At 68.9% G+C, this 14,303-nt stretch carries 10 protein-coding genes and 1 pseudogene; 3 read left to right on the top strand and 8 right to left on the bottom strand.

From position 1 onward, the window contains the following. Window positions 1–39: 39 nt before the first annotated feature. From A3AG_RS34765 to A3AG_RS0122025, 6 genes and pseudogenes are all read right to left on the bottom strand, one after another. Window positions 40–519: a YbhB/YbcL family Raf kinase inhibitor-like protein gene (locus tag A3AG_RS34765; protein WP_026164406.1), complete on the bottom strand. Its 480-nt coding sequence runs from the start codon at window positions 517–519 to the stop codon at window positions 40–42. Window positions 520–624: 105 nt separating this feature from the next. Beyond that, window positions 625–1,161 (bottom strand): annotated as a pseudogene (locus A3AG_RS34760) (SRPBCC family protein); the annotation flags it as partial. 106 nt (window positions 1,162–1,267) lie between these two features. Next, complete coding sequence (locus A3AG_RS0122040) at window positions 1,268–2,785, bottom strand: efflux transporter outer membrane subunit (RefSeq protein ID WP_115678623.1); 1,518 nt, start codon at window positions 2,783–2,785, stop codon at window positions 1,268–1,270. A gap of 88 nt (window positions 2,786–2,873) precedes the next feature. After that, window positions 2,874–6,059, bottom strand: a complete 3,186-nt coding sequence (locus A3AG_RS0122035) for an efflux RND transporter permease subunit (RefSeq protein WP_018007519.1) — start codon at window positions 6,057–6,059, stop codon at window positions 2,874–2,876. 322 nt (window positions 6,060–6,381) lie between these two features. After that, window positions 6,382–7,623 carry an efflux RND transporter periplasmic adaptor subunit gene (locus A3AG_RS0122030; RefSeq protein WP_018007518.1) on the bottom strand — a complete coding sequence of 414 codons (1,242 nt, stop codon included), beginning with the start codon at window positions 7,621–7,623 and terminating at the stop codon, window positions 6,382–6,384. Between the two features lie 246 nt (window positions 7,624–7,869). Beyond that, window positions 7,870–8,778: an alpha/beta hydrolase gene (locus tag A3AG_RS0122025; RefSeq protein WP_026164391.1), complete on the bottom strand. Its 909-nt coding sequence runs from the start codon at window positions 8,776–8,778 to the stop codon at window positions 7,870–7,872. A 418-nt stretch (window positions 8,779–9,196) separates the two neighbouring features. Between A3AG_RS0122025 and A3AG_RS0122020 the strand changes: the two genes are divergently transcribed. Together A3AG_RS0122020 and A3AG_RS0122015 are read left to right on the top strand one after the other, a co-directional pair. Continuing rightward, window positions 9,197–10,132 (top strand): LysR family transcriptional regulator, encoded by a 936-nt coding sequence (locus A3AG_RS0122020; protein ID WP_026164390.1) that lies wholly within the window; start codon window positions 9,197–9,199, stop codon window positions 10,130–10,132. A gap of 143 nt (window positions 10,133–10,275) precedes the next feature. Continuing rightward, window positions 10,276–10,848: a superoxide dismutase family protein gene (locus tag A3AG_RS0122015; RefSeq protein WP_018007517.1), complete on the top strand. Its 573-nt coding sequence runs from the start codon at window positions 10,276–10,278 to the stop codon at window positions 10,846–10,848. Between the two features lie 63 nt (window positions 10,849–10,911). Here the strand turns inward: A3AG_RS0122015 and A3AG_RS0122010 are convergent, their stop codons facing one another. Continuing rightward, window positions 10,912–11,910: an isopenicillin N synthase family dioxygenase gene (locus tag A3AG_RS0122010; RefSeq protein ID WP_018007516.1), complete on the bottom strand. Its 999-nt coding sequence runs from the start codon at window positions 11,908–11,910 to the stop codon at window positions 10,912–10,914. Window positions 11,911–12,339: 429 nt separating this feature from the next. Between A3AG_RS0122010 and A3AG_RS0122000 the strand changes: the two genes are divergently transcribed. Beyond that, window positions 12,340–13,917, top strand: a complete 1,578-nt coding sequence (locus A3AG_RS0122000; protein ID WP_018007514.1) for a phospholipase D family protein — start codon at window positions 12,340–12,342, stop codon at window positions 13,915–13,917. A gap of 68 nt (window positions 13,918–13,985) precedes the next feature. On the opposite strand, the gene A3AG_RS0121995 is transcribed toward A3AG_RS0122000, so the two are convergent. Further along, on the bottom strand, window positions 13,986–14,249 hold the full coding sequence (locus A3AG_RS0121995; RefSeq protein WP_018007513.1) for a hypothetical protein: 264 nt from the start codon (window positions 14,247–14,249) through the stop codon (window positions 13,986–13,988). Between the last annotated feature and the right edge of the window lie 54 nt (window positions 14,250–14,303).

Genomic DNA, 14,303 nt, shown 5'->3' with positions numbered 1-14,303 from the left:
CGACAAACGCAAGGGCTGGCCGAGCCCCGCGCGCGCCGCCTACGGGCGTGCCTTCTGGTAAGTGCCGATCAGTTCCGCCTTGGCCAGCACATGGCCTTGCATCGATCGCTCCAGGGCGGCCTTGTCCGGCTTGCCGATGTCCGGCAGCGCCACATCCAGCGCATAGAGCTTGAAGACATAGCGGTGCCGGCCGACCGGCGGACACGGGCCGCCGTAGCCCGTGCGGTGCCAGTCGTTGAGCCCCTGGCGCGTGCCGGCGGGCAAGCCGGTCCTGGCGATGTCGGCGGGGAGCGCGGCGGCGTCGGCCGGCAGGTTGTAGAGCACCCAGTGGACCCACGTCATCTTCGGCGCGGCAGGGTCGGGCGCGTCCGGGTCGTCGACGATCAGCGCCAGGCTTGCCGTGCCGGGCGGCAGGCCGCTCCAGGCCAGCGGCGGAGAGATATCGGCGCCCTCGCAGGTGTGCTGCGCCGGGATCGCGCCGCCCGGGGCAAATGCGGTCGATTGCAGCTGGAACGGCATACGGGCCTCCCTGGAGGCAATGCGCAATGGCTCCAACTTAGGCCGGATCGGTGCCGCGCGCAAGGCGCCGCGCTGCGATGGCGGCGGCTCGGCCTCGAGCAGCGCCTTGAGCCGGCGCACCGCTTCGGTGGACTCGGCCTGCAACTGGTCGCGCAGCATCAGGCGGTTGATCAGCGCGAACAGCAGCGTCGGCGAGCGGTAGTGGAATTCGCGCTCGAAGCGCGTGCCTTCGGCCGCCGGGGTCAGCGAGGGGGTGATGGCGGGCGTCAGCCGGTAGGTGATGGTGCCGACGCGGCGTCCGGCGGCCACGCCCTCGATCGACCACGTGCGCGGCCGCTGGCTTTCGATCACCGTCCAGACCACCACGCCGCCGCGCCGCGCCAGCATGAACGTTTCGGCGACGCGCTCGCCGCGCTCCAGCGGATGGTCAGTGGCGCCCGCCACGCCGAGCGAGGCCGGATGCCAGGCGGGCCAGTGCCGCGGGGTCGCGACAAAATCGAAGACCAGCGCCAGCGGACGGGCGATCACTACCTCGTCATGGATGGCGGTGCGGTCCAGCCCGGGCAGCGGCGCCAGCAGCGCGCCCACCGTGACCGCGGCGAAGACAAAACCCCAGAGCAGTTTCCTGTGTCGGACAAGCATGGCGGCGGGACCGGATGCAACCGGGGCGCACCCGTGCATCCCATACGCATGGCGCGATGCTTACAGTGTAGTGACTGCCCGGCATCGCGCCAGTCCCATGCGTGGCTCAGCGCGCCACCGGAGCGGCGGCGCCGTCGGCCGCAGGCGCCGCCGCCACGGATGCCGGCAGCGGTCCCCAGCCCCCGCCCAGGCGCCGCACCAGCGAAACGGTGGCGGCCGCGCGCAGTCCGGCAACCTGGTTGGCCTCGCGCTGCGACTGCAGCACGGTGCGGTCGGCGTCGATCACCGTCAGGTAGTCGACCGCGCCCGCGTCGTAGCGGCTGCGCGAAATCCGCGCCGCCCGCTTCGCGCCGCCGAGCGCGCTGTCCAGCGCGCCGGCCTGCTGGCTGAGCCAGCGCACGTCCGCGAGGCTGTCCTCCACCTCGCGGAACGCCACCAGCACGGTCTGGCGGTAGCTGGCCACCGTTTCCTCATGCGCGGCGCGGGCGCCGGCCAGGTTGGCGCTGTTGCGGCCCCCGTCGAACACGGTCTGCGCGATGCTGGAGCCGATCAGCGGCCCGAGCATCCAGGTGCGCGATGACCACTTGAACAGGTTGGACAGGTCGGCCGATTCAAAGCCGAACAGCCCGGTCAGCGTGATGCGCGGGAAAAACGCCGCCTTGGCCACGCCGATGCGCGCGTTGGCCGCGGCCATCTGGCGCTCGGCCGCGGCGATATCCGGACGCCGCTCCAGCAGCTCCGACGGCAGCCCGGCCGGGATCGCCACCGGCGCGGCATCGAACGGCCTGGACGGCAGCGCGAACGCCGCCGGCGGAACGCCGGTCAGCACCGCCAGCGCATGCTCCTGGTTGGCGCGGCGACGCTCGATGCCGGCCAGGTCCGCGCGCGCGGTGCCCAGTTCCGCTTCGGCGCGGGCGGGGTCGAGGTCGGTGGTTTCCCCGGCGTCATAGCGCTTCTTCAGCAGCGACAGCGCATCCTCGCGCAGCCTGATGGTGGCGTTGAGCAGCTCGCGCTCGCTGTCCAGCGTGCGCAGCGCGAAATACGCCTGCGCCACGTCGGCCTGCAGCGCCAGCTGCACCGAGCGGTACAGGTCTTCCGCGGCCTCGCCTTCGGCGCGGGCGGCGTTGACGCTGGACGCGACGCGGCCGAACAGGTCCAGCTCATAGCTGGCGAAGGCACGTGCCTTCAGCACCGTCTGCGGCGGCACGCGGGTGCCGTCGGGCAGGCCTTGCGAGGCCGCCGACGGCTGCGAGCGGGTCGGGTCCAGCCCCACGCTCAACTGCGGATAAAGGTCCGCCTCGGTGGCGCCGGTGAAGGCACGCGCCTGCTTCAGGCGGGCCGCGGCGATGGCGAGGTCCTGGTTGGATTCGCCCGCCGCTGCGATCAGGCGGTCGAGTTCGGCGTCGCCGAAGATCTTCCACCATTCGCCGCGGTGCTGGCCCTCGGCCGGCGTCGCGGTCTTCCATTGCGCGCCTTCGGCCTGGGCCGCCTCGGCTTCCTTGAAGGCCGGCACGGTGGCCGTCTCCGGCACCTTGTACGTCGGCGCCAGCGAGCAGCCGGCCAGCACCAGTGCGGCGGCCAGCGTGGCGATTCGGGGCAACTGCCTTGAGATCTGGGCAATCATGTTCATTCCTTGATTGTTCTGCGCTCTGGCGGATTCCACCCGCCGAGATCGCTCCCTCTCCCAGTGGGAGAAGGGAGCAAACATGCGTTTATTCAGCCGAAGCCACGGCCTGGTGCTCTACCTGCGCCGGCTGCGCGCGGCGCTGGCCGCGCGTCGCCAGCAGCCGCAGCGCCACATAGAACACCGGCGTCAGGAACAGCCCGAAGAAGGTCACGCCAAGCATGCCGGCGAACACCGCCACGCCCATCGCATGGCGCATCTCGGCGCCGGCGCCGGTGGAGACCACCAGCGGCACCACGCCCATGATGAACGCGAACGACGTCATCAGGATCGGGCGCAGGCGCAGGCGGCTGGCCTCGATCGCCGCCTGCACCACGGTGCGGCCGTGATGCTCCAGCTCGCGCGCAAACTCGACGATCAGGATCGCGTTCTTCGCTGACAAGCCCACCAGCACGATGAAGCCGATCTGCGTGAAGATGTTGTTGTCGCCCTGCGTCAGCCACACCCCTGTCATCGCCGCCAGCAGGCTCATCGGCACGATCAGGATCACCGCCAGCGGCAGCGTCAGGCTCTCGTACTGGGCAGCCAGCACCAGGAATACCAGCAGCACGCACAGCGGGAAGATCCAGATCCCGGCATTGCCGGCCAGGATGTCCTGGTAGGTCAGCTCGGTCCATTCGAACTTGATGCCCTTGGGCAGCGTTTCCGCGGCGATGCGCTCGGCGGCGGCCTGTGCCTGGCCCGACGAGAACCCAGGCGCGGGCCCGCCGTTCATGTCGGCGGCGGTAAAGCCGTTGTAGCGCACCACGCTGTCCGGACCGAAGCCCTGCTTGACCTGCACCAGCGACGACAGCGGCACCATGTCGCCGGCGGCATTGCGCGTCTTCAGCTGCAGGATGTCCTCGGCATGGGCGCGGAACGGCGCGTCGGCCTGCACCTTGACCTGGTAGGTCCGGCCGAACTTGTTGAAGTCATTGACGTACGCCGAGCCCAGGTAGGTCTGCAGCGTGTCGAACACATCCGTCACCGGCACGCCCAGCTGCTTGGCCTTGACGCGGTCCAGCCTGACGTCGAGCTGCGGCACGTTGACCTGGTAGTTGCTGAAGATGCCGGTCAGCTCGGGCGTGGCGCGCGCCTTGTTGGCGAACGCGTTGGTGGCCTCGAACAGCGCGTCATAGCCCAGCGCGGCACGGTCCTCGATCATCAGCTTGAAGCCGCCGATGGTGCCCAGGCCCTGCACGGGCGGCGGCGGGAACACCGCGATGAAGGCGTCCTGGATCGCCGCGTACTTCTGGTTCAGCTCGGCGGCGATGGCCGCGCCGCCCAGCTCGGCGCTCTTGCGCTCCTCGAACGGCTTGAGCGTGGCGAACACGATGCCGGCGCTCGGGCTGTTGGTGAAGCCGTTGATCGACAGGCCAGGGAAGGCCACCGCCGATTCCACGCCCGGATGCTTGAGCGCGATGTCGCTCATCTTGCGGATCACGTCTTCGGTGCGGTCCAGCGTGGCGCCGTCAGGCAGCTTGGCAAAGCCCACCAGGTATTGCTTGTCCTGCGCCGGCACGAAGCCCTTGGGCACCAGCTGGAACACGCCCCAGGTCAGCGCCAGCATCACCGCGTACACGCCGAACACCGAACCCTTGCGGCGGATCACGCCCTTCACGCCGCGGCCGTAGCTCTCGGCGCTGCGGCCGAAGAACTTGTTGAAGCGCTTGAAGAAGCCGCCGAAGACGCGGTCCATCCAGCGCGACAGCCAGTCCTTGGGCGCGTCGTGGCTCTTGAGCAGCAGCGCCGACAGCGCCGGCGACAGCGTCAGCGAGTTGAACGCCGAGATGATGGTCGAGATCGAGATGGTCAGCGCGAACTGCTTGTAGAACTGGCCGGTCAGGCCGGTCATGAAGGCCAGCGGCACGAACACCGCGATCAGCGTCAGCGCGATGGCGATGATGGGGCCGCTGACTTCGCGCATGGCCTTGTAGGTGGCCTCCTTCGGCGTCAGCCCCTCCTCGATGTTGCGCTCGACGTTCTCCACCACCACGATCGCGTCATCGACCACGATACCGATTGCCAGCACGAGCCCGAACAGCGACAGCGCATTGATCGAAAAGCCGAACAGATGCATCAGCCCGAAGGTACCGACGATCGACACCGGCACCGCCAGCAGCGGGATGATCGACGCACGCCAGGTCTGCAGGAACAGGATCACCACCAGCACCACCAGCGCGATCGCCTCGAACAGCGTGTGCGTGACCGCCTCGATCGAGTGGCGCACGAACTGCGTCGGGTCATAGACGATGCTGTAGTCGATGCCGTCGGGGAAGTTCTGCTTCAGCTCTTCCATGGTCTTGCGCACGTCATCCGAGATCTGGATGGCGTTGGAACCGGGCGCCTGGAAGATGGGGATCGCCACCGCCGGCTTGTTGTCCAGCAGCGAGCGCAACGCGTATTCCGACGCGCCCAGCTCGATCCGGGCGACATCCTTCAGGTAGGTCACGGCGCCGTCGGCGGAGGTGCGCACGACGATATCGCCGAACTCTTCCACCGTGCTCAGGCGGCCCTGCGCATTGACCGACAGCTGCAGGTCGGCGCCCGGCAGCGACGGCGACTGGCCGATCACGCCGGCCGCCACCTGCACGTTCTGCTCGCGGATGGCCTTGATCACGTCGCCCGTGGCAAGCTGGCGCTCGGCCATCTTTTCCGGGTTGAGCCACACGCGCATGGCGTAGTCGCCCGAGCCAAACAGCTGCACCTGGCCCACGCCCTGCAGCCGCGCCAGCCGGTCCTTGACGTTGATCACCGCGTAGTTACGCAGGTAGGTCATGTCATAGCGGTCGTTGGGCGAGACCAGGTGGACCACCATGGTCAGGTCCGGCGAGCTCTTGACCGTGGTGATGCCAAGCCGCCGCACGTCTTCGGGCAGCCGCGGCTCGGCCTGCGAGACGCGGTTCTGCACCAGCTGCTGCGCCTTGTCCGGGTCGGTGCCCAGCTTGAAGGTCACGGTCAGGGTAAGCAGGCCGTCGCTGTTGGACTGCGAGGACATGTAGAGCATGTCCTCGACGCCATTGATCTGCTCTTCCAGCGGCGACGCCACGGTCTCGGCGATCACCTTGGGGTTGGCGCCCGGATACTGCGCGCGCACCACCACCGACGGCGGCACCACTTCCGGGTACTCCGAGATCGGCAGCTTAAACATCGAGATGGCGCCGATCAGGAAGATCAGCACCGACAGCACCCCCGCGAAGATGGGGCGGTCGATAAAGAATTTTGAGAGATTCATGTTGGTCTCTGCTAAAAGCGCTCCCCTGGCGGCCCGCTCGTGGCGGGCACCATCAACTGCTTTGGGAGCAATACAAACTAGGGCGCTGGCAAGGCCGACGGTTTTGGGTGCGCCAAAGCCGCCCGAACTAGCCTAGGCAAGGTGTTCTCCCTCTCCCCTCATGGGGAGAGGGCCGGGGTGAGGGGGGTCTAACAAGGAACCACAACAAACGAAGCCAACTGTTTTAACCCACTGGCCTCAGCCTTTGACGCTCCTGCCCTCATCCCCTGCCCCTCTCCCGCAAGCGGGAGAGGGGAGCAAACCGCCTCAAGCTCTGCTGCGCTCAACTCACCGGCTTTGCCTCACCCTCGCCCTTCTCGCTCGCGGCCTGCTTGCGGTCAGGCGCTGCCGGGCGCGGTTCCAGTTCGCTGCGGTAGGCCATGGCCACCGTCTTGGGCTGCACCGTGTCGCCCGGCCGCACGCGCTGCAGGCCATTGACGACGATGTTCTCGCCCGGCTTCAGCCCCTTGCGGATCACGCGCAGGCCTTCATAGTTGGGCCCGAGCTCGACTTCGCGGTAGACCAGCTTGTTGGCCTTGTCGACCACCAGCACGAACTTCTTGCCCTGGTCGGTGCCAACCGCACGGTCGTTGACCAGCACCGCCGCATGCGGCGCGCCACCGCCCATCTTGACCTTGGCGTACAGGCCCGGCAGCAGGCGGCCGTCGTCGTTGTCGAACACCGCGCGTACACGGATGGTGCCGCTGCGGGTGTCGAGCCGGTTGTCGACCGACTGGATCTTGCCCTGGTGCGGATGGCCGTCTTCGTTGGCCAGGCCCAGGAAGACCGGCAGGTTGGCCTGCCCGCCGCCGGCACCGGGAGCGGTGTAGCGCAGGTAGCTCTGCTCGTCGATCTCGAAGCTGGCGTAGATCGGCGACACCGACACCACCGTGGTCAGCGGCGGCGTGGCCACGCCGGGCGCCACCAGGTTGCCCACCGTGATCTCGGCGCGCGACACGCGGCCGGACACCGGCGCGGTAATGCGGGTGTAGGCCAGGTTCAGGCGCGCGGTTTCCAGCTGCGCCTGCGCCGCGCGCACGTTGGCGCCGGTTTCGCGCGCGGCGTGGATGCGCTCGTCGAACTCGCGCCGCGAGATCGCGTTGTCGTCCAGCAGGCGCTGGGCGCGCTCGCCCTCGCTCTTGGCGTGCGCCGCGCGCACCTGCGCCGCGGCCAGCGCGGCCTCGGCGCGTGCCACCTCCGCGGCATAAGGCCGCGGGTCGATGGTGAAGAGCGGATCGCCCTTCTTCACCAGCGCGCCTTCGCGGAAGTGCACGGCGTCGATGGTGCCGCCCACGCGCGGGCGGATTTCGACCCGGTCCACCGCTTCGAGGCGGCCGGAGAATTCATCCCACTCGGTGATGGTCTGCCCGACCACGGCGGCCACCTCGATGGCCGGCGCCGGCGGCGGCGTGTTGGCGTGGGCTTCGCCGCTGTGCCAAGGGCGCAGGACCGAACCGGCCACGCCGGCACCGAGCACCACGACGATGGCGAGGGCAATCAGGGTACGTCGCTTCTGCTGCTGCATTTCTCAAACTCCTGGATCGGGTTTTCTTCAACCGGAAAAGCAAATGGCCGAACGCCGCCTGCCGGTCCGCGCGGGCGGATCGGAACCATGGTCAAACTGATGGTCGGACTTGGGACCGCGCGCATCACGGCGCGCGCTGCGGTCCTGGCTCTGGCCGAAACAGAGCCGGCTGGCGGTTGTCTGGAGCGGCTCAGCCGGCGGGCTTGGCTCCAGGCCGGCTGGCGTTGGCGCCAGCGCAGCGTTCAGTCAAGGTGAGGTAGCGTCGGCCACGGCCAGACATCGCCGCAGGAACCGCGCCCCTTCGTCGACCCATGCCTGACAGCTGTCATGGGCCTCTTCCACGCCGTCGCCGCAGGCGCCGGGCATGATCATGGCTTGGGCCGGCACACCGGCCTTGCCCAGGCGCCCGGCGAAGGCTTCGCCTTCGGCACGCAGCGCGTCGTGTTCGGCCACCTGCACCAGCGTGGGCGGCAGCCCGGCCAGGCGCGAGGCCAGCGCCGGGGCGGCATACGGATGCACCGTATCGGCCGGCGTCGGCAGGTAGTCGCGATAGTTGTCGGCCAGCCGGCGCAGCGTTTCCATCGGCACCGTGCCGCCGCCAAAACCCGCGCAGGAGGCATGCTGCAGGCACGGATCGGTCACCGGGCGGATCAGCCACTGACCGCGCGGCTGGGCGGTGCCGCGGTCACGCAGCATCTGCGCCAGCGCGATCGCCAGGTTGCCGCCGGCTTCCTCGCCCACCAGCGCAAAGCGGGTCTTGTCCACCTTCAGGCGCCGGGCGTTGCGCAACACCCATTGCACCGTGCTGTGCGCGTCCTCGGGCGCCGCCGGGAACGGGTGGTCGGGCGCCAGCGAATACGCCGGCGTGACCACCACCGCGGGCACCGTCGTGGCCAGGTCCTGCACCAGGTGGCAGGCGTGCTCCAGGCCGCCGTCGACGAAGCCGCCGGCGTGCAGGTACACCAGCCACGGCAACAGCGCGGCGCTGTCGATGCCCGGTGCCGGGTAGCCCGGCGGATAGCACACCCGCACCAGGATCTCGCGGCCGTCGCTGGTCACCGTGTGCTCGGCCACGCGCGCCTGTCCCGGCCCGGCTGCCGCGGGGGCAGTGGCGGCGCTGGCGGCTGCGGAGCGTTGGCCTGGCTTCTGTGACATGGCATCGGCGCACGGCATGGACAATGCGCTTGAGTGTTGCGATGCAACGGATTATGGTGATTGACGAGGATGGGATAAAGCGAGAGATCGCCAATGCACTGTTCCGGGATTGGAATAATCGCAAACCGCCCTGTCATGCGTCTGAAAACCGAAATCCCCACGCATGACAAGGTCTTGGATTTTGTGATTCACTCCCGATCTCGGCACGCGCGGCGGTTGGCCAGGCCGTTGCGCGCCCGGTCCGCGGGTCGGACTCTGGCGGCGCCGCACGCCTGACTGAACCCATGCCGGCATCGCGCCCAGCCAGCGCGCATCCAGTGCCAGCCGCCGGCAGACTCCCCATCACAACAACAAGACAGGCCGCGTGCGCCACGAGCGCGGGCGGCGCGCCGTTCGGATCTATCGTCGGAACCTCATCATGGACCGTCTCGTATCAATGCAGGCATTCACCCGGGTCGTCGACGTCGGCAGCTTTGCGCGTGCCGCCGAGTCGATGGACCTGCCCAAGGCCACGCTGACCCGCCTGATCCAGAACCTGGAGACCCACCTCGGCGTGAAGCTGCTGCACCGGACCACGCGCCGCATCAGCGTGACCAACGACGGCGCCGCCTACTACGAGCGGTGCGTGCGCATCCTGGCCGATGTCGAGGAAGCCGAGCAATCGCTGACGCGGCAGAATAATTCGCCGCGCGGCACGCTGTCGGTCGACACCACCGCCGGGCTGGCGCAACTGGTGCTGGTGCCGCACCTGCATGAATTTTTCCAGGCCTATCCGGACCTGAAGCTGGAGCTGACCATCAACGGCAAGCCGATCGACCTGCTGCAGGAAGGCGTCGACGTGGTGCTGCGCGTCGGCATTCCGCTGGACGAGGCCATGGTGGCCCGCCGCATCGGCCACGTGCAACTGGCGTTCTACGCCTCGCCGATCTACCTGAACCGCAACGGCACACCGCGCGACCTGGCCGAACTGGCGCAGCACAAGGCGGTCAATTTCCTGTCCAACCGCACCGGCCGGGAAATGCCCTGGCCGCTGGCGCGCGGCACCGAGCGCGGCGAGGTGCTGCTGCCCTCCGCCATTTCCACCAATGACGCCGATGTCTACCTCGGCTGCGCGCTGGAAGGCCACGGCATCGCCCGCATCTCGCGCGCCATGGCCGAGCCCTATGTGGCCAGCGGCCGGCTGGTCGAAATCCTGGCCGACTGGCAGACCGATGAATTGCCGATCTCGGCGATGTACCCGCAGAACCGGCACCTGTCGGCCAAGGTGCGGGTGTTCGTGAACTGGGCCGCCGAGCTGTTCTCGCGTCATCCGCATTTTGGTGCGGCACAGCAGCCGCTGCCCGTGGCGGCCTGACAGGTGAATGCGTGGCTGGCCTGCGCTGGCGCGTCCGGCATCGGCGCGCATGCCAGGCGCCATGTAGGATAAAACCGGAAATCGGTTCAGCGGCCGCCGACCTATACTGTTTCTTCCGAAATCACGACAAGAAGAGGATTCCGATGAAACAAGTGCTTCTCCCCCTGGCGGCGTGCATTGCCGCAACCGTGGCACTAGCCGGCTGCGCCGGCTCCGGCATGCCTTCGTCGTCGGCGGCCCAGCCCGCCGCCACCGGCGCCACCACCGGTGCCAGGGCGTCGGCCACGCTGCAGCCCAAGAGCGGCTCCAACACCGCGGGCACCGTCACCTTCCAGCAGCAGCCGGGCGGCGTGATGATGACCGCGGCGATTACCGGGCTGCCGCCCAATTCCGTCCACGGCTTCCACGTCCACGAGAAGGGCGACTGTTCGGCGCCTGACGCGATGAGCGCGGGCGGCCATTTCAACCCGACCGGCAAGCCCCACGGGCAGATGACCATGCCGGACCACCATGCCGGCGACATGAACAACGTCACCGCCGATGCCAGCGGCAACGTGCGCGTCAGCATGCTGCTGCCGTCGCTATCGGTGGGCACCGGGGCCAACAGCGTGATCGGCCGCGCGGTGGTGGTGCACAAGGATCCGGACGACTACAAGACGCAACCCACCGGCAACGCCGGCGGCCGCATTGCCTGCGGCGTGGTGGCCGCGTCCTGAGCGCCGCGCGGGCGGCGGGCCTGGACCACGCGGGTCCGGGCTCGCCGCGCTGCCGCGCTCCTTTCAATACCCCTTGAAGTTCGCATTGACCCGCTGGCGCAGGTAATCCCCCGCGCTGATCGGCGGGTACTTGCCGCCCGGTCCTGCGATCGTCGCACCGCGGTTGGCCTGGCAGAAGAACGCCATGCTGTAGCGCGGCCCCATGTATTCGCCCGGCGCGGGATTGCGGACCCGATGGAAGTTCGACGGCAGTCGGTCATCGCTCCAGCGCATCAGCATGTCGCCGATATTGCAGGTGATGACGGTTTCGTCCGGCTCGATCGGGGTCCATGCCTGCGCCGCCATCTCCTTGCCGGGGCACACCTGCAGGCCGCCCTGCCCGGGGCGCTGGAACAGCAGCGTCAGGCAGTCGAAATCCGTATGCGCGCCGGCGCGCCACAGCCCCAGCCCGTCGCGCCGCTCGGGCGGGATCGCGTAGTAGTGCAGCAGCCGCAGTGTGCTCTGGTAGTCCGGCGCGCGCGGATCGTGCGCCTGCCTGAAAAAGTCGCTGGCGAAGCCCAGCTTGTCGGCAAAGCATGACAGCACTTTCATGCCGACTTCCCAGCATTGCGCCTCGAAGGCAAGCATGGTGTCGCGGAAGCCGTCGAGTTCGTCATCGCCCGGCCACAGGCTATCCATGTGCGGGCGCGTGATCTGGTAGGACTCTTTCTGGTCCGGCGTGCCGGTGGAGGGCCGGACCTGCGCGCGGCTTTCCCAGCCGGCGTTGTTGGCCTTCTGCAGCGGATATTGCGCCTTCACTTCATCGGGCAGCGCAAAGAAGCGCTCGGTCATGGCAAAGGCATGGCGCACGCTGTCCAGGTCGATGCCGTGGTTGGCAAGCTGGAAGAAGCCGACATCGACCGACGCCTGCCACAGCGCGTCGGCAATCTTCGGCTTGCGCCGCGCGTAGTCGGACAGGTCGATGCGGCGGATCTCGCGCCGGCGGGTTTCGGAACCGAACGCGCCCATGCGCGATTCGCGGTGGAGTTCGTCCAGGGTACAGGCCTGGTCTGGCTGGGTCATGGCATTCCTCGTGGCAAGCGGGTCAGGGACTGGCCCCGTGCCGGCCCAGGCATGGCCGCCAACGACAATGCGCGCCGGGACAGCGCGCTCCTGAGGCCGACGGTGCCAGCCTGCGCAGCGGCGCGGGGCACGGACTTCAAGAGCAATTCCCGGCCAGCCCGCATGCGCATCGATCTGGCGCGCGGCTGGTGAACGCTTCTACTCTTGCCAGCGCTTACGCAGGTTCCGGGCCAGCGCCGTGCCCGCGCGACACGGCGGTTTTGCCCCATGGCGGCCCGCGCGGTGCGCCGTCATGGCGCATGCCGGGGCCTCTCTGGTGCAGTGCACAGTCGCGCCGGCCGGCCCGAATCGCGACGCCCGCGGCGCGGCATGGCAACATGGCAGCATCGCCGACACCACGGGCCCGCAACCGGGCCGCCCGGACGCCCGATGCCTTTGCCGACAGACACCGCATTCGCCCCGCCCCGCCGCCTGCGCGCCAGTTCGCTGATGCTGTGCTGCGCCGCCCTGCTCGGCGGCTGCGCGCTGCCGCCGCTGAGTCCCCGCACCGAATCCTCGGCGCTGACGCCGGCCGAGGGCCGGGCCACGCCGCTGGGGCAGGCGCTGGCCGATGAACTGGCCCGGCACCCGGGACTGAGCGGCATCCATCCGCTGCCGAACGCCTACGCCGCCTTTGCCGCGCGCGTGCAGCTGGCCCGCACCGCGCAGCGCACGCTCGACGTGCAGTACTACATCTGGCGCGACGACCTGACTGGCACGCTGCTGCTCGAGGCACTGCATCAGGCCGCCGAACGCGGCGTACGGGTGCGCCTGCTGCTCGACGACAACGGCATTGCCGGCATGGACGAACTGCTGGCCGCGATGGACGCGCACCCGCAGGTCGAAGTGCGCATCTTCAATCCGTTCGTGATCCGCCATCCCAAGGCACTGAATTTCCTGACGGACTTCGGGCGCCTGAACCGGCGCATGCACAACAAGTCGTTCACCGCCGACGGCGTTGCCACCATCATCGGCGGGCGCAATGTCGGCGACGAATACTTCGGCGCCAGCGACGGCGTGCTGTTCGCCGACCTCGACGTGATTGCCGTCGGCCCCGCGGCCGGCGACGTGGCGCACGATTTCGACCGCTACTGGTCCAGTGCCTCGGCCTACCCGGTGGACCGGCTGCTGCCGCCGGTCAGCATGGAACGCCTGCAGGCTCTGGTCGGACACGCGCGTGAGGTCGAGCGCAACCCGGCCGCGGCGGCCTACCTGGCCGCGGTGCGCGAACTGCCCGACGTGCAGCGGATGCTGGACGGCACGCTGGAGTTCCAGTGGGCCACCACGCGCATGGTCAGCGACAATCCCGCCAAGGCGCTGGGCGAAGCCACGCGCGGCACCCTGGTGGCGCACCAGCTGCGCGAGATCCTGGGCGAGCCGCAACGCGAGCTCGACCTGGTCTCGCCGTATTTCGTGCCCTCGACCGGCGGCACCGCCTTTTTCACCGACATGGCAAGTCGCGGCGTCGCGGTACGCGTGCTGACCAATGCGCTGGAGGCCACCGACGTGGCCGCCGTGCATTCCGGTTATGCCAAGCGGCGCAAGGCCCTGCTCGAGGCCGGCGTGGACCTGTACGAGTTGCGGCGCGCGGCCGAGCCGCGCAAGAAGGAAGAGCGCGCCGGCCCCTTCGGCAGTTCGGGCTCCAGCCTGCACGCCAAGACCTTCGCGGTCGACGGCAGCCGGGTCTTCGTGGGCTCGTTCAATTTTGATCCGCGCTCGGCCATGCTCAACACGGAACTCGGCTTCATCATCGACAGCCCCGCGCTGGCGGGCCGCATCGAATCCACCTTCGCCAGCGTGGTCCCGCAAGCGGCCTACCAGGTCAAGCTGGACCAGACCGGCCAGCTCTACTGGCTGGAACGGCGTGGCGACGAAGTGATCCGCCACGATACCGAGCCCAACACCAGCTGGTGGCGCCGTCTCGGCATCTGGTTCCTGTCGATCCTGCCGATCGAGTCGATGCTGTAGCCACGCGCTCGCTCGGGTCCGGCCACTCAGGTCCGGCCACTCAGGTCCGGCCACTCAGGTCCGACCGCTCAGATCTGGTCGATCAGGCTGCGCACCACGTCGGCCAGCCGGCCGGCGCGCTGGCGCCCCTTGGCGTCGAGCCCCATGCCGCTGCCGCCGGCCAGCGCCTTCAGGCCGAACAGTGCATCGCCCACGTCGCGCCACGCCGGGAAATCGGCATGGAGCTTCTCCAGGGCGGCGGCGCCCGCCTCCACCTGCGCGGGCGCGGGGGTGTGGCCGGCCGCCAGGTCTTCCAGCGCCATGGCGGCGTCGACCAGGCCTTTGCGATTCATCTGCTGTCTCCCCGAAAGCGCTTTTGTCATGGCCGCCAGGCAGGCGGCCATGAC

Source organism: Cupriavidus neocaledonicus (genome assembly GCF_000372525.1).
GTDB classification, from domain to species: domain Bacteria; phylum Pseudomonadota; class Gammaproteobacteria; order Burkholderiales; family Burkholderiaceae; genus Cupriavidus; species Cupriavidus neocaledonicus.
Note: the sequence above shows the minus strand (reverse complement) of the source record. Positions and strands in the feature narration are given on the sequence as shown.

Bases quoted from the DNA above. Each gene is read 5' to 3' on its own strand.
- A3AG_RS34765 (WP_026164406.1), bottom strand. From the start codon at position 519: ATGCCGTTCCAGCTGCAATCGACCGCATTTGCCCCGGGCGGCGCGATC.
- A3AG_RS0121995 (WP_018007513.1), bottom strand. From the start codon at position 14,249: ATGAATCGCAAAGGCCTGGTCGACGCCGCCATGGCGCTGGAAGACCTG.
- A3AG_RS0122040 (WP_115678623.1), bottom strand. From the start codon at position 2,785: ATGATTGCCCAGATCTCAAGGCAGTTGCCCCGAATCGCCACGCTGGCC.
- A3AG_RS0122035 (WP_018007519.1), bottom strand. From the start codon at position 6,059: ATGAATCTCTCAAAATTCTTTATCGACCGCCCCATCTTCGCGGGGGTG.
- A3AG_RS0122025 (WP_026164391.1), bottom strand. From the start codon at position 8,778: ATGTCACAGAAGCCAGGCCAACGCTCCGCAGCCGCCAGCGCCGCCACT.
- A3AG_RS0122020 (WP_026164390.1), top strand. From the start codon at position 9,197: ATGGACCGTCTCGTATCAATGCAGGCATTCACCCGGGTCGTCGACGTC.
- A3AG_RS0122015 (WP_018007517.1), top strand. From the start codon at position 10,276: ATGAAACAAGTGCTTCTCCCCCTGGCGGCGTGCATTGCCGCAACCGTG.
- A3AG_RS0122000 (WP_018007514.1), top strand. From the start codon at position 12,340: ATGCCTTTGCCGACAGACACCGCATTCGCCCCGCCCCGCCGCCTGCGC.
- A3AG_RS0122010 (WP_018007516.1), bottom strand. From the start codon at position 11,910: ATGACCCAGCCAGACCAGGCCTGTACCCTGGACGAACTCCACCGCGAA.
- A3AG_RS0122030 (WP_018007518.1), bottom strand. From the start codon at position 7,623: ATGCAGCAGCAGAAGCGACGTACCCTGATTGCCCTCGCCATCGTCGTG.